Source organism: Capnocytophaga sp. oral taxon 902, assembly GCF_013394735.1.
GTDB classification, from domain to species: Bacteria; Bacteroidota; Bacteroidia; order Flavobacteriales; family Flavobacteriaceae; genus Capnocytophaga; species Capnocytophaga ochracea.
Map to the genome: position 1 here is coordinate 1,545,872 of NZ_CP058261.1, position 16,870 is coordinate 1,562,741.

Annotated in this window: 20 protein-coding genes; 12 read left to right on the forward strand and 8 right to left on the reverse strand. The window is 37.6% G+C overall.

The features are described from left to right. Positions 1-170: 170 nt before the first annotated feature. Positions 171-890, reverse strand: a complete 720-nt coding sequence (locus tag HW278_RS06650; protein ID WP_178977335.1) for a tRNA1(Val) (adenine(37)-N6)-methyltransferase — start codon at positions 888-890, stop codon at positions 171-173. A 757-nt stretch (positions 891-1,647) separates the two neighbouring features. Between HW278_RS06650 and HW278_RS06655 the strand changes: the two genes are divergently transcribed. From HW278_RS06655 to HW278_RS06665, 3 genes are all read left to right on the forward strand, one after another. Next, complete coding sequence (locus HW278_RS06655; RefSeq protein WP_178977336.1) at positions 1,648-2,055, forward strand: hypothetical protein; 408 nt, start codon at positions 1,648-1,650, stop codon at positions 2,053-2,055. Beyond that, complete coding sequence (locus HW278_RS06660) at positions 2,055-2,567, forward strand: DnaJ domain-containing protein (RefSeq protein WP_053581452.1); 513 nt, start codon at positions 2,055-2,057, stop codon at positions 2,565-2,567. The genes HW278_RS06655 and HW278_RS06660 overlap by 1 nt, the downstream gene beginning before the upstream one ends. Positions 2,568-2,769: 202 nt before the next feature. Then, a complete protein-coding gene (locus HW278_RS06665; RefSeq protein WP_178977337.1) occupies positions 2,770-3,690 on the forward strand; it encodes an acyl transferase in 921 nt (306 codons plus the stop codon). 426 nt (positions 3,691-4,116) lie between these two features. Here HW278_RS06665 and HW278_RS06670 read toward each other — a convergent pair whose 3' ends face one another. After that, positions 4,117-4,359 (reverse strand): twin-arginine translocase TatA/TatE family subunit, encoded by a 243-nt coding sequence (locus HW278_RS06670; RefSeq protein ID WP_178977338.1) that lies wholly within the window; start codon positions 4,357-4,359, stop codon positions 4,117-4,119. A 129-nt stretch (positions 4,360-4,488) separates the two neighbouring features. Here HW278_RS06670 and HW278_RS06675 point away from each other — a divergent pair, with 129 nt between their 5' ends. The 3 genes from HW278_RS06675 to HW278_RS06685 are packed head-to-tail and all read left to right on the forward strand — an operon-like array spanning position 4,489 to position 6,627. After that, positions 4,489-5,463, forward strand: a complete 975-nt coding sequence (locus HW278_RS06675; protein ID WP_002675822.1) for a M23 family metallopeptidase — start codon at positions 4,489-4,491, stop codon at positions 5,461-5,463. 36 nt (positions 5,464-5,499) lie between these two features. Continuing rightward, a complete protein-coding gene (locus HW278_RS06680) occupies positions 5,500-6,279 on the forward strand; it encodes a DUF695 domain-containing protein (RefSeq protein ID WP_178977339.1) in 780 nt (259 codons plus the stop codon). 15 nt (positions 6,280-6,294) lie between these two features. Next, positions 6,295-6,627 (forward strand): MerR family transcriptional regulator, encoded by a 333-nt coding sequence (locus tag HW278_RS06685; protein ID WP_009411004.1) that lies wholly within the window; start codon positions 6,295-6,297, stop codon positions 6,625-6,627. 70 nt (positions 6,628-6,697) lie between these two features. Here the strand turns inward: HW278_RS06685 and HW278_RS06690 are convergent, their stop codons facing one another. The 4 genes from HW278_RS06690 to HW278_RS06705 form a co-directional block, all read right to left on the reverse strand. Then, complete coding sequence (locus HW278_RS06690) at positions 6,698-8,764, reverse strand: beta-galactosidase (protein ID WP_178977340.1); 2,067 nt, start codon at positions 8,762-8,764, stop codon at positions 6,698-6,700. A gap of 99 nt (positions 8,765-8,863) precedes the next feature. Next, positions 8,864-9,322, reverse strand: a complete 459-nt coding sequence (locus HW278_RS06695; RefSeq protein ID WP_157466295.1) for an integrase core domain-containing protein — start codon at positions 9,320-9,322, stop codon at positions 8,864-8,866. Positions 9,323-9,331: 9 nt separating this feature from the next. Beyond that, positions 9,332-9,577, reverse strand: a complete 246-nt coding sequence (locus HW278_RS06700) for a hypothetical protein (RefSeq protein WP_178977341.1) — start codon at positions 9,575-9,577, stop codon at positions 9,332-9,334. Between the two features lie 98 nt (positions 9,578-9,675). After that, positions 9,676-10,023: a transposase gene (locus HW278_RS06705; RefSeq protein WP_255493542.1), complete on the reverse strand. Its 348-nt coding sequence runs from the start codon at positions 10,021-10,023 to the stop codon at positions 9,676-9,678. 217 nt (positions 10,024-10,240) lie between these two features. Between HW278_RS06705 and HW278_RS06710 the strand changes: the two genes are divergently transcribed. From HW278_RS06710 to HW278_RS06735, 6 genes are all read left to right on the forward strand, one after another. Continuing rightward, positions 10,241-10,474, forward strand: coding sequence for a bacteriocin (locus tag HW278_RS06710; protein ID WP_220389371.1), 234 nt, complete (start codon positions 10,241-10,243; stop codon positions 10,472-10,474). 54 nt (positions 10,475-10,528) lie between these two features. Continuing rightward, positions 10,529-11,599 carry a hypothetical protein gene (locus HW278_RS06715; protein WP_178977344.1) on the forward strand — a complete coding sequence of 357 codons (1,071 nt, stop codon included), beginning with the start codon at positions 10,529-10,531 and terminating at the stop codon, positions 11,597-11,599. 49 nt (positions 11,600-11,648) lie between these two features. After that, entirely contained in the window at positions 11,649-12,464 is an 816-nt protein-coding gene (locus HW278_RS06720) for a carboxypeptidase-like regulatory domain-containing protein (protein WP_178977345.1), read from the forward strand. 62 nt (positions 12,465-12,526) lie between these two features. Then, positions 12,527-13,435, forward strand: coding sequence for an ABC transporter permease (locus HW278_RS06725; protein ID WP_178977346.1), 909 nt, complete (start codon positions 12,527-12,529; stop codon positions 13,433-13,435). Further along, the gene (locus HW278_RS06730) at positions 13,416-13,835 is read left to right on the forward strand and encodes an ATP-binding cassette domain-containing protein (RefSeq protein ID WP_255493543.1); all 420 of its coding nucleotides are present in this window, start codon (positions 13,416-13,418) and stop codon (positions 13,833-13,835) included. Before HW278_RS06725 ends, HW278_RS06730 begins: the two co-directional genes overlap by 20 nt. 236 nt (positions 13,836-14,071) lie before the next feature. Further along, the gene (locus HW278_RS06735) at positions 14,072-15,151 is read left to right on the forward strand and encodes an HlyD family secretion protein (RefSeq protein WP_178977347.1); all 1,080 of its coding nucleotides are present in this window, start codon (positions 14,072-14,074) and stop codon (positions 15,149-15,151) included. A gap of 217 nt (positions 15,152-15,368) precedes the next feature. Here HW278_RS06735 and HW278_RS06740 read toward each other — a convergent pair whose 3' ends face one another. Continuing rightward, positions 15,369-15,887, reverse strand: coding sequence for a methyltransferase (locus HW278_RS06740; RefSeq protein WP_178977348.1), 519 nt, complete (start codon positions 15,885-15,887; stop codon positions 15,369-15,371). 17 nt (positions 15,888-15,904) lie between these two features. Then, positions 15,905-16,870 carry an adenine-specific methyltransferase EcoRI family protein gene (locus tag HW278_RS06745; protein ID WP_002674891.1) on the reverse strand — a complete coding sequence of 322 codons (966 nt, stop codon included), beginning with the start codon at positions 16,868-16,870 and terminating at the stop codon, positions 15,905-15,907.

Sequence of the window (16,870 nt, forward strand, 5' to 3'; positions counted from 1 at the left end):
TCAGTATTTCTTAGAACCTCTTTTTCCTATTGATATTCAGTTTCCTAACACCTTAGTTTCGCCTTACTTTCGGTCAAAGTAGGTTAAAAGTAAAAGATAGGAGCAAATAAGAAATATTAATTGTTAATGATTTCTATTTAATTGTTAGCTTATCTCCTTATAGCTCAACCCTAATTTCTATTTCCTAAATTTAAATAAAAATCCTTTGTGAGCGACTTGTACGCCTCAGTATAAACCCCACGTTCCTTCTCAATAATAAGCACATCGATAGGGTAGGAGGAGAGCTCTTTTCTACTCAGTAGTAGCATACTCCGTTTTAGTTCAGCCGTAGCATTGCCCCGCGTATGAGTGATTTTCTGAGGAAAAAGACCATAACCCGACGCAAGAGCGATAAACCCTTCGGTTTCGCTATAAGGCAAAATAACACTAAAAATACCCTCGTCCGTCAGTAATTTGCTTACCCCTTCTAAGAGCTCCGAAAACGAAAGCGTATCAGTAAACCGAGCCGTGTTGCGCGCTTTTTCAGCTGTTTTATAATTAGCGGTATAGAAAGGCGGATTAGAGATAATAAGGTCGTACACTTCATCTATCTCCAAAGCAAATTCCTGAAACGAAACGTGATAGCAAAACAAGCGGTCGCCCCATTGGCTCTCTTCGAAGTTCTCCGTACATTCTATATAGGCTTTTTCGTCTATTTCCACGGCATCAATCACAGGAGCGTCAGAGCGTTGAGCTAACATTAGCGACAATAAGCCCGTTCCCGCCCCAATATCCAGTATACTTTTAGGATTCTCAATAGGCGTCCACGCCCCCAATAGCACTCCATCAGTGCCTATCTTCATCGCACTTTGTGCTTGCTTTACGTTAAATTGCTTAAACTTAAATATCATATTCTCTTTGCTCCTTCCTCCTAGGTTATCAGAGCTTTTCACAGATACTCCGGTTGACTCCTATTCTCTTTTCTGTTAAAAACTGACAAAAGTCTCTTGATTTTTTATGATTTCACTCATAATCTTCCCGTTTTTAATACAAAAAAGTCGTTCTACCCCTTTTTCAACCTCTTTTTTTTAATTCAAGCAAAGATACAAAATAATTACCAATCAGCAACCCCCTTCTGAATATTTTTTTGACTTTCAGAGTTGGTACTAGTCACATAGGAAATATATTCTTCTCATCTACCAGCAAAGCAGAATATATTACCATAGAATCTCCTTTTTATAGATTTCCACCTTTCAAAAAAGCACCTTTTATACTATACCAATCGTCCAAGATTCGTTCAAGGTTCGTATAAGCTACCTATATCATAGTATATTTTTCTTTTTGAAAATCCCTATTTTATTCTTTTTAAAAACTACCCGTGCGGCTCGCACCATCATTTCCTAATTCTCTAATTTCCCAATTTTCTAATTTTCCTCCTGCCTATGGCCTGAGGTCTCACATCTATCGCTTTTTCGTCACCATTCCTAGTGCCTATGGCCTATGGCCTGAGGTCTCACATCTATCGCTTTTTCGTCGCCATTCCTAGTGCCTGTGGCCTATGGCCTGAGGCCTCACATTTAATTTTCTAATTTCCCAATTTGTATATTAAAAATTGTTTTTGTAGTTTTGCACCCTCAGTGAAGAATTATATAATAAAATAAGCATACAATGATATATTATTCTATTCTCGCAATAAGCGTAGCCTACCTCATTTATATACTTGTAATGCAGGCAACTACCAACTTAAAAAGAGAAAAATCCATTGAAGAAAAACGCCAAAAATGGCAAAATGCTTTGGTAGACGAAGAATATACCAAAGACAGAATTATGGAGCTCATCAAAAGTGAATACGGTGAGCCCACCACAAGTTCCGTCGAAAAAGGCGTATATACCGAAGGTATGCCCGACTTTTTGGTGAAAATGGCGCTCGGTAAACCGTTAGAAGTCCAAAGTGCAGGATTCAAAGGCTCTACTACCGAACGTTGGCACTACAAAACCCTTACCCTCACATTCCAAAATAACAAACTCATCGGCTGGGAAAGCCACGATAACACCTCTCAAAAACCAAGATTATAATGTTAAAGGATTACTACGAAATATTAGGAGTTAGCCAAAAGGCTTCTGACGACCAAATACGCGACGCCTACAAAAAGCTCGCAAAAGCCTATCACCCCGATAAACATCAGGGCGACGATTTCTTTGCCGAAAAATTTAAAAGCCTACAAGAAGCTTACGCAGTCCTTTCCGACCCCGAAAGTCGTAAAGACTACGACGCCGACCTCGCCGCCGAGTTAAAAGGACAAAAGAAAACCGAAGAACCCAAAAAACAAGCTAAAAAGAAAACCTCACAAAAAAATAGCGCCTCCTCAAAAGCTCGTACCGTAAAGGATTTGCCCTCTTTGATAGATATTTATTTCGAACAGAAAATCGCTACCGTAAAAACCCGAAAAGAGTACGACACTTTCTTAGCGTCTCCCAAAAAACAGTACTCCTCTTGGGTGAAAATTGTGCTTGTAGTCCTTGTCATCATTCTAAGCACCATCTTGCTAAACCCTTCTTTCGGTCTTCTAAAAGGACTTTTGCCTTAATTAAGCTCAGTTGATAAATATAAATTGGATAATCAATAAAATTTGCGATATACACTTTGTCGAAGTGCTAAGCCTTTGATAAAGTCTATCAATGAGGCAAAAACTTAATTTTTTTGATTAATTTCTATAGCCCAAGCGATACTTCACTTTAACGAACGACAAAATTCAACTATCAGCAAACATAGATTTTACAGCTGTTGCCTTGAATACTTTTCGTTATCAATACGAAAACAACGAGGTATACCACCGCTTTTGTACCCTATTGAACTGCCTTCCTAATAAGGTAAACACACTCGAAAAAATACCTTTTCTTCCTATCGAATGTTTTAAAACTGAAAAAGTGTATTGTGGGAGCGCGCCTCACCAGCAAATCTTCACCAGCAGTGGTACAACAGGCGCACAAACCTCCCGACACTATGTGAAAGACCTTAGCTTGTATGAACAAAGCTTCCGTGAAGGCTTTGAACATTTCTATGGCAACGTTGAAGATTATGTAGTTTTAGCCCTTCTTCCCTCGTATTTAGAACGCACCGGCTCTTCCCTCATCACTATGGTAGCCGACCTTATTGAGCGCTCAGGTAGTGAGTACAGTGGTTTTTATCTCAACGAATACGACCGCTTAGCCGAGCGTTTGCAAACCCTTGATGCTTCGGGCAAGAAAGTACTGCTCATAGGGGTATCCTTTGCGTTACTCGACCTTATAACCGAGCATACTTTCTCTTTAAAAAATACGATTGTAATGGAAACAGGAGGTATGAAAGGTCGTCGCAAAGAACTCGTGCGCGAAGAATTGCACGCGCTCCTCTGCAAAGGCTTTGGTGTCGAAATGATTCACTCCGAATACGGAATGACCGAACTGCTCTCGCAAGCCTATTCTGTGGGTAAGGGGATTTATAAGTGTGTACCTTGGCTAAAAGTCCTTATACGCGATACGAATGATGCGCTGAGCTATTTGCCTACTGGCAAAACCGGCGGACTTAATATCATCGATTTGGCTAATAGAGAGTCGTGTAGTTTTATTGCTACTCAAGATTTAGGAAAACTATACCCCGATGGTACTTTTGAAGTATTAGGACGCTTCGACAACGCCGATATTAGAGGTTGCAATTTACTCATTAGCTAATTTGCGTCGCTACACTTTGCCAAAGTTGCCTGTGCGGCTCGCACCTTTGGCAAAGTTTATTGCCCGTGCGGCTCGCACCCTGAAGACCTCAAAGCCATTGCGCTCTCAAAAGAGCAAGGAAACCTCGGTATGGTTACAAGCAATGACAATGTTTTTATAGAAATTCAATATTTTAGAAGTTCAAAACAACAACCTATATCTTGAGAATAAAATCTATAAAAATAAGAAGTATAAGATTTTTTACTCAAAAAGTCGCTTTTGCGGCTTGCCCCCTTCTCTTCGGAAAGTCTGCGAGAGCAGAGTATGTGAGGAATGGAGGTAGGCTTCTAAATGTGAACACCCTATCCGATTAACAAAAATCCTCCCTACCTATCGCTTTTACGTCGCATTCCTAGTGCCTGTGGCCTGTGGCCTAAGGCCTTACATCTAATTTTCCAATTTCCCTATCGAATCTTTCAGTTTTTCAATTTCTTTTTGAGTCTCTTCTACAATTTTAGTATCTACACCTGCCTTTTCAGCACCGCGTTGTATTTCAGTTTTAATCTCATCGGTAGCATCGCGCAATTGGCGCATTGCCTTTCCTAAACCCCGCGCAATACTAGGGAGCTTATCAGCTCCAAAAAGGATTAAAACCATAAAGAGTATGAATATAATTTCTGAAAAACCCATAAAATCAATTAACAATTGATAATTAACACTATGGCCTATGGTCTACTGCCTATAGACTATTCACTGCAAAATTACATTTTTTTTGTCATAAAACAGCAAATATCATATTTTTTTTATACTTTTGCCCGTATGAAAAAGGTAAAATATTATTACGACCCCGATACGCTCTCGTATAAACGCATCCTCTCCCGAAAGCGTACAAAGGTGCGCAATGCTTTGATTTTTCTTACAGCTGCTGCACTCTTCGGGATTTTATTCTCTTTTATAATGATTAACTCGCGCTTGTTTTTCACCCCCCGCGAGGTGGTATTAGCACGCGAGATTAAAACCTATGAAACCAACTACCAAATCCTGAACAAAAAGATGGAATTGGCGGAAGATGTGCTTGCCGACCTTGAAGAACGCGATAATAATATGTACCGCCTTTACTTCAATGCTCCTATTATCCCCGATAGTGTTCGCAAAAGCCTCAAAGACCCTAACCGCTATAAAAACCTCGAAAAATACGGAAACTCCAAACTTGTTGCCAATACAAACAAACGCTTAGACATATTGCGAAAACAGTTGGTCGTACAGTCAAAATCGTTAGATGAGATTGCTAAACTTTCTAAGGCAAAGGAAAAATTTTTGTCTTCTATTCCTGCCATTCAACCTATTAATAATAAAGATTTAAAGCATATGGCATCGGGTTATGGTTGGCGTATCGACCCTTTTACCAAAGCGCGTAAGTTCCATTATGGTATGGACTTCACTGCACCCCAAGGCACTCCTGTATATGCTGCGGGCGATGGTGTAGTAGCACGTGCCGATAGCAATGCCTCAGGTTATGGTAATCACATTCGCATCGACCACGGTTATGGCTATGTAACTCTCTACGGACACCTTTCGGCTTACAATGTGCGTGCAGGACAACACGTCAAGCGTGGCGACCTCATAGGAAGGGTAGGAAGTACCGGTCGCTCCGAAGCTCCACACTTGCACTACGAAGTGATAAAAAACGGCGAACACATCAACCCGATACACTTCTATTATGGCAACCTCACCCCGAGCGAATACACCGAGATGCTACACGTTTCTACCCAAGAAAATCAATCGCTTGACTAAGATGATTGGAAATAGTATTTTGTTAATTAAACCCATATGACTCACCATAATCTTCCCCAGAATTGGGATTTCTTTATGTGCCATATCGAAGGCGTCCCAGCTTCTATACGCACCAATTTAGCCTTGTTTGAGCTTGCTCCTCTCGAAGGCTTATCGCAACGTTTACAGTTTTATATAGAAATGCAAAACCCTACTCCTGATGGATTTCCTTCAAAGGAGGAATATCCTATACTCTGTGATATAGAAGATGCCATAAGCGAGAAAGCCGAAGCCACAGGAGCAGTATTGGCAGGTGTGGTAAAATCCCAAGGCTTTTTAGAGCTTTGGTTTTACTGTAATAATGCGGAAGTTTTAGCACAGACTTGCGAAGAAGCGTTACAAGCTTTTGAGGGGTATAAATCGGGATATAATACCGCTGAAGATGCCCAATGGGAAGATTATTTCGACTTTCTTTATCCTGATGAGTTTTCTTATCAAACGATGCAGAACAGAAAAGTGCTAATGCAACTTGAGAAGAAAGGAGATAAGATGGAAGTGCCTCGTGAAATCGACCATTTTATCTACTTCAAAAGTGAGGCACAACAACAAGGTTTTGCCGAGAAAGTAGCCGAAAAAGGCTATAAAGTGCGTTTGAGTGATGAGAAAACAGTAGAGGAACGAAAATCCGAAGGTCATACTTTTCCTTACACCGTCGAAGCCACACGTGAGGATAGTCCGTTAGATATCAATAATATCGTATGGGAACTGATAGAGCTCGCTTCTTCTTTTGAAGGAGAATACGACGGCTGGGGCTGTGTGAATGTAACTGATAACTGATAATTTCTTAGAGAAATGGATATTGTATTACCCGATAAACTGTATTACACCATAGGAGAAATAGCCAAGGCTTTCAATGTGAATGCTTCTCTTATTCGCTTTTGGGAAAAGGAATTTTCTATTATCAGCCCGAGAAAGACAAGTTCGGGAAGCAGGAAATTCTCTCCCGATGATGTTAAGAAACTCCAGCTCATCTATCATTTGGTAAAAGAACAAGGCTACACCCTTGAAGGGGCGCGTCAACGTCTTAAAGAAGACAAGCAGAAACCTCTTACAAACCTTGATGTGGTTACAAAGTTAGAGCGTGTAAAGCAAATGCTTATCGATATCAAAGAAAATCTTGAATAACAAAAAAGCTGTACGATGTAACTATACTCGTACAGCTTTTTTAGGAAAAAACATCAATATTAATTTGTATCTATTTCCAAAGAATCACCAGCGTTTCTTCAGAGGATAGGCGTGCGGTATTAGCTGTTGCACTTCCTCCCTTATCCGCAAAAACGACCGAAGGATTTACTCCTTTGGGGCAACGCAATGCTACTGTGGTAGCTTGTGGGCGTTTGTTAATGAGTATCGTAAGATATTGATTACCTTTTTGCATTGTATACATTTGCACTCCTTTTTGGTAAGTTTCAAACTGAAAAGGGACTGCCGCTTGCACTTCGGCGAGTAGCAAATGCGAAAGTGCTTCCCCTTTGCCACTGCGCAAAGCGCCCAACCCCAATAGCGATGGAAACCAAAAGGTCTCTCCCCTTACAAAGCGATGTCGCGTTGCCAACACACTATTTCCTTCTTGGGCGACTATTTGTCCTTGGGTATTGTAGATACTTCCTTTCCAAAGGTGGACGGGCAGGGGTGCGTTTTGGTAATTTACACTGAAATCGGTAGGGAGGCATTTTACTTCTTTCAGCGCTCCTCCCAATACATCTTGTAGCGGAAATCCTGTGTGATGTAGGGCTAACATATTTTCGTCGTAGAACGTACTGAGCCCTTCCATTATCAGTTTGCCACCATTGCGTACAAAGTTGCGCAGGGGTTCCCAATAACGCGATGGGAGGCTTATTTGTCCTGATAAAATAATCGTTTCGCCTTTGTAAGAGGGTTTGTTCCAGTTGAACTCATCAAAGCACTGAAACTGACTATTGATGCCGTTTTCAAGTAGGGTTTCATACATTGCAAACGCCGATTTCATAGCTCCTCCCGTGTTTCTGCCCTCGTAATCATTGTTGGTATTATCATTTAGTTGCGCTTTCTTTTCTACCCAAAGTGTTTCGCGGGTATAGAGGATATGAATGTTGGCTACTACGGGTTTAAATTTGCTGCTGTTGATTTTTCGGAGTGTTTTGGCGACTTCGGAGGCAGCAGTGAGTCGGTCGGTAGGTTGGTTTTGGAAATCTACGAGCGCCCATTCACCTGCTTCATCACCCACAGCACGAGGGTTTAAGCACCAAAATAAGATGTGTTCAGCTCCATTGCCAATGCTCGTCCACAGCCATTGGGTGATTTCTTCTTTGGTAGGGCAGAAGGCTTTATAACCGCTATAAGTGTTGTTGCCTCCTTGTAATTCGGTTACCCAAAAAGGCAATTCGCCTGCTCCCGAACGTATGATAGCGCAATTTGCCCCCAAAGCTGTACCGTACTGATTTCTGTGAAACATAGTGTAATGCCAACTGGGGTGAGCAGAAGCGCCTAACGAATTGAGGAAGTTGCGCCAAGCGGGGAAGTTGTATTCGGCAATATTGCTGAATATTTGGTGAGAATTGACGTGCAAATAGGCGTTAGGGTCGTATTTTTTTACCTCGTTGGCAATCCATTGCAGGTACCAAGTGTTGTAATGTAGCAAGAATTGTTGAGGGGTAAAATCTACTATTCGTGGGTAGCCTTTGCTGTTGTAGGCAGTAGGCTGTAGTGTTTTGAGCCATTCACTTTTTTGGGTATTGGCAAAAGCGTCGTTAGGCACCCACCCCCCAGTGCCAGGTTCGTTCATCAGCACCCAACCATAGAGGGCAGGAGAGGTTTTGAAATGGGTTACTACTTGCTTGATATAGGTAGCAATTTCTTGTAGATGCGACTGCGAATAAGGGTGCTTAAAGCCACCTAATGAATTGTCGAGGGCAGCGGGGAAGAGCGTGCCTACAATCTTTACATTGTACCGCTCTGCTGCTTTAAAAGCCTTGTCGAACAGCGAGAAATCCCAAGTACCGTCGGGGCGCTTCATATAGTTCTCAAACATACGAATGCGACAACAGTTCATTTGGTGCTCGCTGAGGAGTTTGAACCAAGTATTTATCTCCTCATCACTCTGACCAGGTTCGATAAACACTTGTGCACCAATGGGTGATACATAGGGTTGCGCTTTCACAGTGGTAGTGATGGAGGCAATCCCAACTAATAAAAGCCATATATAACTTCTTAAAAACATACAAATACTTTTTTGGTGGTACATTTTGTGTTGCAAAGGTAAGGAGATAAAGAGTTTATCCACTTATCTTTTCTTTTAGAAAACTTATCAAATTACCTTTTTGTCACGTCCTAAAAAAGGTTGTCATAATTAATTATTGTTTTATTAGTAATATTTTTCTCATTAAGCTACCTTTTGAAAGTACACCTGATCAGGAGTTTTTAAGTTCAATGCATAGTGAGGACGTTTTTGATTATATGTCTTTATAGCCGAACATACCGCACTAAGAGCTTGTTGTTCAGTATTAAAAGTAACTCCTAAATTAAACTCTTGCTTGAGAATCCCATTGATACGCTCCGCGTGAGCATTTTCATAACAGTGATTCTCCTGAGTCATACTAATTTGAATGTGCTCTTTTTGCAATAACAATATATACTCTTTGCAACAATATTGAACTCCTCTATCCGAATGATGTATTAAAGACTCTGACTTTTTCTTCCCTTTTAAAGCCTTCTTCAAAGCCTCTAAACACCCTTCAATAGATAGACTATTACTTAACCAATATCCCACTATCCTTCTTGAATATAAATCAGTTATAAGCGATAAATACCTAAAACCTTCTAAGGTGCGAATATAAGTTATATCACTTACTCATACTTGATTTTTAGCACTCACTTCTACATCTTTAACAAGATTTGTCCACTTTCTAAAAGAATGATTAGAATAGGTCGTACGGGCATAACTCCTCTTCCTTTGAATAAGTAAATCATTATTATTCAATATCATAAAAAACTTATCTCTCCCTATTTTTGCTACTTGATGTATCTTATCTGATAACATATAATAAAGCTTCTTTCCTCCTATCTTGGGCAGTTCTCGACGTATTTTCTGTACCATCTCAATAATTATACTCTCTCTGAGCGCTACCTCCTTAAACGATTTAACTGCTTTATAATGAGCTTGTCTGCTAATATCAAAACACTTGCAAAGAGCGCTTATCTTTTCTGTTTTGGAAAGTACTTCAATAACTCTTGTTCTAACTTTTTTTTTATTTCATCGCCCATTCCTGTTTCCTGACCAAGAATTTGAAAATAAGTCTTATAAACTTTATTCTCTAAAGTCGTTTCAGCAAAAGCCTCTTTAAGGGCTTTTAACTCCTTTTTAAGAGCTTGAAGCTCCCTGATTTCATCGATTGTTTCCACGCGTACTATTTTATTTAATAAGTGATTTTTACCATACTTTTTGAGCCATTTTTGAATCGTTGTACTTCCTCCAATGCCGTACTTGCGTCGGCAGTTTTCAATACTCAATCCGTTTCTCTCAATCTCTTCTACGATACTCAACTTAAAGCAATCACTGTACCGAACTGTTTCTTTCCTCCTTATTGTCATATCTTTTTATGGTTTTTAGTGTAAACCTATTTCAGGATATGACACATTGTTAAAAATTGTAAATTAATTATAATATGCGTCTCACGCATAACAACTTCACCAAAACCGCCATATCTTTGCCCCGAGATTTTAAAGTAAGTGCGCATAGCTTAAAAATACTCAAATAACTATGTTTAATTTTAAATTTTTAAGAAAGATGAATTTAAAAAGAACCCAACAAGTAGAAGCTCAAGGAGTGAAGAAACTTGACAGTTTTAAAGGTTTTCAAGAACTTAATTCTAAGGAATTAAGAAAAGTTGAAGGAGGAGAAGGAGATGGATACCCTTTCTTTGAACTCACAGGTGTTTTAGATGGTATTCGCCATAATACCCATCTTTATCTTTTTGGATTAAAAGTTTTTTAAACCTATTATTTAGAGTAAAGGCTTCTAGGAGCCTTTGCTCTTCATTTCTAATTTATGAAAAATATCTTATATCTTTTACTTTTTTATATTGGAGCTGTAAAAGCTCAAAACATCACACTTTTAGATAGCCTTACTCATTACCCTATTTCAGCTGTCGTTATAGAAAATAGCAAAGGTGAGATTAAGGGAATTTCTAATGATAAAGGACAAGTAAACATATCTAATTCATCAGATATTGTTTATACGTCCCACCTTTCCTATGAATCTAAAAAGTTAAATGTAAAAAATTTAAAAGAAAAACAAGAAATATTATTATCTCATAAAATCTATGAATTGCCAGAGGTTATTCTTAGCAAACAACAACCTGATTATATTTTGTTAAAGTGTTATATTCGCACTTATCAATATGCTGATAGCATTCCAATATATTATACAGAAGGTTGGATAGATTTCTATCTTCCTAAAAAAGGAAATAAATTACAATATAACATTATTGCTATTAAAGCTTACGAAAACACAAAAAGCAAAAAATTACAAGTTCTTAAAAAAAGTCCTCTCTTTATGGGAAATAATGGTTTGTTCGACTTTATTGCTAATGAGCATTTCCCTTTGGATAAAAATTATTCTCTGAAAAAGAAAAATGAGCAACAGTATAGCATTGTTTATCGTCAACAAGAAGGCGCAGGAAATATAGAAAAAAAGAATAATGAATACACCTGTTATTTGAATGCCTTATTCCCAAAGGATAGTATTAGGGGCTCTTTTGCTGGAAGAACAAATGTAATTAAGCATAAAGATGTCTACGAAAAATTCCCTGCAAGTATAGATTTTGAAGCAATTAATAGTACAGATTTTAGTATATATCGTTGTCTGATTGATATAAAAACCACATTCAAAAAAGACGCAATTTCTTTAACAAATATTTTTGAGATATATCCTTTCTTAAAGGAAGAAAAGAATAAATCCGAAGTGAAAAATGTAACTCTTAAAAGCGATTTTGGTAATTTTTTTCATTCTTTTAATACAACATATTTTAAGAACAAACAAACTCCTCTACAGCTATCCTTGCCTTTTGAAAGTCTTTTAGAAAAAGATTTGGTTCTTTTACCTGAGAAAAATAAGTAGCTTTCCTTTACATAAATTATTTTGTAGTAAAACTTAATTGTAATTAAATATGAAACTAACAACGTTATTATTATTTCTCTTTACTCTCACTGCATTTGCTCAAAGCAAAATAGTATCCAATAATGGCACACCCATCGAATACGTAAACATCGGTATTGTAGGCACTCACAAAGGTACAATTAGTGATGCACACGGCAATTTCTCCTTAGAAAAGTTACAACCCAAGCCTACTGATAGTATTTACTTTTCACATATTAGTTATGAAAGAAGGGCTATCTGTGTAAAAGACTTTCAGAATGACAAACCTATTGTCCTTACAGAAAAGGAAATAATGCTTGCACCTATAGATGTTTCAGCAAAAACAAAGCAGCTAAAAACTCTAAAGGGAAAAGGAATTCGCTTTGTAGGGGCTATCCTATATTATACGCCTGAAGATATGAAAACGCAAGAGGAATTTCCTGAAACTATTGGTGATTTTGTGAATCTTAAAACCAATTGGGTTGCTACTGAATTTCATATTACTTGTATCAAAAATAACACTGAAAAAGCGGTCTTTCGCCTAAACTTTTTTCAGATGAACAATCAAGAAATGATTCCTTTGACTGAAAAACCTATCTATATCACCATTCCTAAAACTGAAAGTAAAATAGATGTAGTAGAGAAATTCAGAGTTCCTATCCCAAAAGGAAAAATATGGATAGAATTACAACCTATAGACATACAAGGAGAGGAAAAAGCTCGCATTGTTTTTCCAGCTTCACGTTCTTTAGGCTATGCACGCTACGATACTACTTTTGAAAAAATTCCTTTGGGTGCAGGACTTTCTTTTGCCATAAAAGGGTATGAATACGAAGTCGTAGAATAAACTTTTCTATTTCTTGTTTTTTCAAAATAAAGTTTTACTTTTGTAGCCAAATTATAAACACTATGTGGCTACGCACTTCGCTCTATCTAACCTATATCTATTACCGAAAACTTTTCCCAAAAGGAGATATCTTAACCATTGGGTTGCTGTTAGGAGTATTATGCTATGCCTTATATGCACTTTATCTGCATTATGAAAGTTGGCAATATGCACTCTGGAGTTTACCCTTAGGAAGTTTTATGTATCATAATAATCGAAAAGATTTATCATTATTAAAAGTACATTCACATTATAGAGCGATTATCATTACTGAATACGTAATCGAAAACCTCCCTTTTCTCGTTCTTATACTCTTAAAAAAGGATTTTATAACAGCGGTTGCCATATCATTATCCTTTGTGCTCATAGGTTGTTTACCTCAGAAAAACTTCACCCTAAAATATCCATTCTCTCTCGCCGACCCTTTTTGGCATATTGCTTTTCGCAAGTATAAACTTATCTTAGGGCTACCTATAGCTATTGCACTCATCATTATAGGAGCTGTTTATCAAAACCCTAACTTAGCTCTTTTTGCCTTAGCTATTGTCGCTTTCATAGGTTGTATTCCTTATTTTGAAAGAGAGTTTAAAGCCCATATGAATGTTTCAGCCTATCGAGGAAAAGACTATTTATTACACCAACTCAAAGCAGGAATATTCAATATATCCTTTCTTTTTGCACCTGTTTTCATCACTTACATCATTTGTTTTCACTGGCAATATACAGAAGTCTTTCCTTTGTATATCAGTGTTCCTACCTTAGGAGTTCTTACCAAATACGCCTTTTGGAACAATTCTTTATGGCAAACTTTTGCTTTGTTAGCCGTAAGTATAGGTGTTATTTATATCATTCCAGTGATAGCAATACCTTATTTTTGTCATTTAGCTCTACAAACCATAAAAAGACAGCAATATGCTCAACATTCTCATTAAAGAAAAAAGTTATTCTGACAAACTAATTCTCAAAAACATACAACTTTCTATTCCTCAAAACGGACTCTATGGGGTAGTAGGTAAAAATGGTGCAGGAAAAACTACTTTTTTCAAATGTTTGTATAGTTTAACACCTTTCAAAGGAGAAGTAAGCTATCAGCAACAACCTTTAATGCCTCAACAAATCGGTTTTCTCCCTACCGAACCTTATTTATACGAGCACCTTACCGTAGAAGAGTTTTATAAGTTTTACAGCTTGCTATTGGATATAAAACCACAAAACACAATGCCTTTTGAAGTAAATAAAACTCTACTCATCAAAGAGCTTTCCACAGGAATGCGAAAAAAAAGTGTATTTCAATGCCGTATTACAAAAGCCCTACACCCTCTACATATTTGATGAACCTTTTAGCGGTTTAGATATTACTTCGGTACTTCAAATCAAAAAATTGCTAAAAAAACTATCAGAGACTCATATCGTACTGTTCGCCTCTCATATTTTAGAAACCTTATCCGATTGCAAAGAAATATACTTATTACACGAGGGGAATGCACAAATCTTTTTACCCTCAAATCTTAATAAAATTGAAGATTTTTTAAGTTTATAAAACTTTTTTAGGCTAAAAATTATTTATAATGAAACACCCTATTTACCTTACTATCCTCCTGCTCCTCACAGCAATAGTGGTTGCTCTGCCCTTTATCAAAGTGCCTATATCAGTATCGGCACGCGGGGTGATACGTTCTAATTTCGAGGATACAGAACTTACTGCTCCTACAAGTGGTAGGGTAGTAAAGTGCTTTCTCTCTCAAAACAACCAAAACGTCCAAAAAGGTGATACCTTGCTCATCATCACTACAGAACTATTAAATACACAGCAACAACTTGTCAGTACTCAACAGCAAGACTACAACGCACAATTACAAGACCTTACTGCATTAGTCTCTCACAAAAATGCACCCCTGCAAACACCACAATACGCCCAAGAAAGAGCTGCTTTTTTGGAAAGAATAGGTCAGTTGCAAGTGCAATTATCCTTAGCTAAAAAGGAACTCAATCGTGCCAATCAGCTTTTTAGTAAAGATGTAATTGCTAAGGCTGAGTATGAAAAAATATACTATCGTCACGAAGAACTCTTGCGCCAAGTGCAAAGTACCCAGCAACAACAATATGCACAATGGCAAGCACAGCGTATAGAAGTAGAACGTAAATTGCAGTCATTGCAATCAGACGAAAAGCGCCTCAGCCAAGAACAACAAAACTATGTGGTAATAGCACCCATCACAGGTACTATTGCACAGTACAAAGGCATTCGTCAAGGCAACTTTCTCTCTCAAGGGCAATCTATTGCTACTATCTCTCCCGAACAAAACCTCATAGCCGAGTGTTTAGTCTCTCCAAAAGACATCGGTTTTATACACCCCTCGCAAAACGTACGCTTTCAAATAGACACTTATAATTATAACCAATGGGGGTTGCTCAACGGTAGTGTAAAGGAAATAGATAAAAACTTAGTAGTAAATGAGCAAACAGGCGAAGGCTTATTTAAAATACGCTGTGGAATCAGCAAAGGTTATTTACAACTGAAAAATGGCTATCGTGGTAATATAGGTAAAGGAATGAGTTTTACAGCTCGCTTCTATCTTACCAATCGCACCCTTTGGCAACTCCTCTTCGACCGCACCGACGACTGGTTCAATCCTAATATAATTTAACGTCAGTTCAATATATACAATATTAATTTACAATTGCCTTTTCATTACTGTTCCGTGAAATTCCTCAGCTAAAGCTGAGCCAATCCGTGGAACAATGATGTTTTACAAAAAGAATCATCTGTGATAAATCCGTCTAGCTCGCTCCTATCTGTCGTGCTATAGCTTGTTTGATTTGTTGCAATTTGTTCAATTTCTCTCCCGAAGGCAGATTAAACCATTATTTCCTCTCTGCAACCACGGCATAGTATCTATTCGTAAAATATCGCAATAACGGACGTAAACCTAACTTCTTCACAGGGTGTGTCCATTTCTCTCTATAAATAATACGAAAGCCCGCTTTCTCTACCAGCATATCTAATTGCCAATCTTCAAACTCGTGATAATGACAGTCGCGAGGGTCAGACGTATTGCGGTAAGCTTTGGCAAACCAAAGTCGCAAAGGTACTGTAATCAATATTTTATCTGTAGGAACATTTTGCAGTACAGCCAAAGGGTTTACCAAGTGTTCTAAAATCTCTAAAGCGGTAGTGAAATCGGCTTGAAAATTCTGAAGGGTATTTGCCTCGAAATCTAAATCCTGACCGGTAGTATTAAGCACCGTATAACCTTCCTCTTTCATAATCGTTGAAAAAGGATTTTCTACCCCTATATCGAGGATTGTACTCCCCTGAGGAGCATATCGCTTGAGAATACTCAAGGTTTTTTGATAGCGTTTTTTAGGAAGGGTTTTGTACATAAATTAAGAATTGAGAATTAACAATTAACAAGGGAATAACGTTTATTCCTTACTAATATTCTAAAATAAGGGTATTTACCGTTTATTGACAAATCCTTTTCATCATCTCCTTTTCTAAATTTCACAATCTCAAACTGATTAGGATTGAATTTGTGTAGAAAAGTTATTGGCACTCCCATATAGCCCGTGTAATCTGATGGTATATTTTCAGTTTTATCGATATGAATACCATTATAATTATCGTATTGAGGATAATTGTTTTCATTACCTAAATACCTTTTGGTAAGCACTATCTCTTCGTGACGTTTAAAGTTATCTAAATTAGTGAGCCATAAACAATTGTTAGGAGACACTATTCTATTGCCCAAAGTGTCTATTTGTGTTTCAGTACCATAAAGTTCATAGTGTTCAGGCACTATAAAGCCGGAAATACCTCTACCTAAATGAACTCCCAACCACGCTTTATTTTCCTGAATGAGTTTGAATATCTCTTTATAAGTAATCGCATTAATATTGCCTATAATTAAAAACTTCTTGTCATACTTCACTAATTGAGCCACATATTCTCTAAAGAGCGAAAAAGGAGGATTGGTAACCACAATATCCGATTGTTTTAAGAGTGCTATACATTCAGCACTGCGAAAGTCACCATCCCCTTTAAAGTAAGAAACAGCTATTTTTTCTCCTTCATATTCAGCAAAAAAAGCTTTCCCTATTTCTTTCGTAGAAAATAAGTTAGGCGTTTGTTCTTTAAAGCAGGAAGCTATCACTTTTTTAAGTTTTAATTCTTTAAAGTTTGAAACAAAATATTTAAAAAAGTTACTTGTATAAGGATCATCGCAATTACAATACACTATTTTCCCTTCAAAATGATTTTTGTAATACTGTAATTCTCTTTCTATATCTTGAATTTGCGTATAAAACTCATCATTTTTTAATTTTTTAGCTTTCTGTAATAAGTTATTTGTCGCTTTTCGTGCCAT

Bases quoted from the DNA above. Each gene is read 5' to 3' on its own strand.
- HW278_RS06735 (WP_178977347.1), top strand. From the start codon at position 14,072: ATGAAACACCCTATTTACCTTACTATCCTCCTGCTCCTCACAGCAATA.
- HW278_RS06680 (WP_178977339.1), top strand. From the start codon at position 5,500: ATGACTCACCATAATCTTCCCCAGAATTGGGATTTCTTTATGTGCCAT.
- HW278_RS06700 (WP_178977341.1), bottom strand. From the start codon at position 9,577: ATGGTACAGAAAATACGTCGAGAACTGCCCAAGATAGGAGGAAAGAAG.
- HW278_RS06710 (WP_220389371.1), top strand. From the start codon at position 10,241: ATGTTTAATTTTAAATTTTTAAGAAAGATGAATTTAAAAAGAACCCAA.
- HW278_RS06670 (WP_178977338.1), bottom strand. From the start codon at position 4,359: ATGGGTTTTTCAGAAATTATATTCATACTCTTTATGGTTTTAATCCTT.
- HW278_RS06650 (WP_178977335.1), bottom strand. From the start codon at position 890: ATGATATTTAAGTTTAAGCAATTTAACGTAAAGCAAGCACAAAGTGCG.
- HW278_RS06720 (WP_178977345.1), top strand. From the start codon at position 11,649: ATGAAACTAACAACGTTATTATTATTTCTCTTTACTCTCACTGCATTT.
- HW278_RS06675 (WP_002675822.1), top strand. From the start codon at position 4,489: ATGAAAAAGGTAAAATATTATTACGACCCCGATACGCTCTCGTATAAA.
- HW278_RS06655 (WP_178977336.1), top strand. From the start codon at position 1,648: ATGATATATTATTCTATTCTCGCAATAAGCGTAGCCTACCTCATTTAT.
- HW278_RS06660 (WP_053581452.1), top strand. From the start codon at position 2,055: ATGTTAAAGGATTACTACGAAATATTAGGAGTTAGCCAAAAGGCTTCT.
- HW278_RS06740 (WP_178977348.1), bottom strand. From the start codon at position 15,887: ATGTACAAAACCCTTCCTAAAAAACGCTATCAAAAAACCTTGAGTATT.
- HW278_RS06685 (WP_009411004.1), top strand. From the start codon at position 6,295: ATGGATATTGTATTACCCGATAAACTGTATTACACCATAGGAGAAATA.
- HW278_RS06715 (WP_178977344.1), top strand. From the start codon at position 10,529: ATGAAAAATATCTTATATCTTTTACTTTTTTATATTGGAGCTGTAAAA.
- HW278_RS06745 (WP_002674891.1), bottom strand. From the start codon at position 16,870: ATGGCACGAAAAGCGACAAATAACTTATTACAGAAAGCTAAAAAATTA.
- HW278_RS06725 (WP_178977346.1), top strand. From the start codon at position 12,527: ATGTGGCTACGCACTTCGCTCTATCTAACCTATATCTATTACCGAAAA.
- HW278_RS06730 (WP_255493543.1), top strand. From the start codon at position 13,416: ATGCTCAACATTCTCATTAAAGAAAAAAGTTATTCTGACAAACTAATT.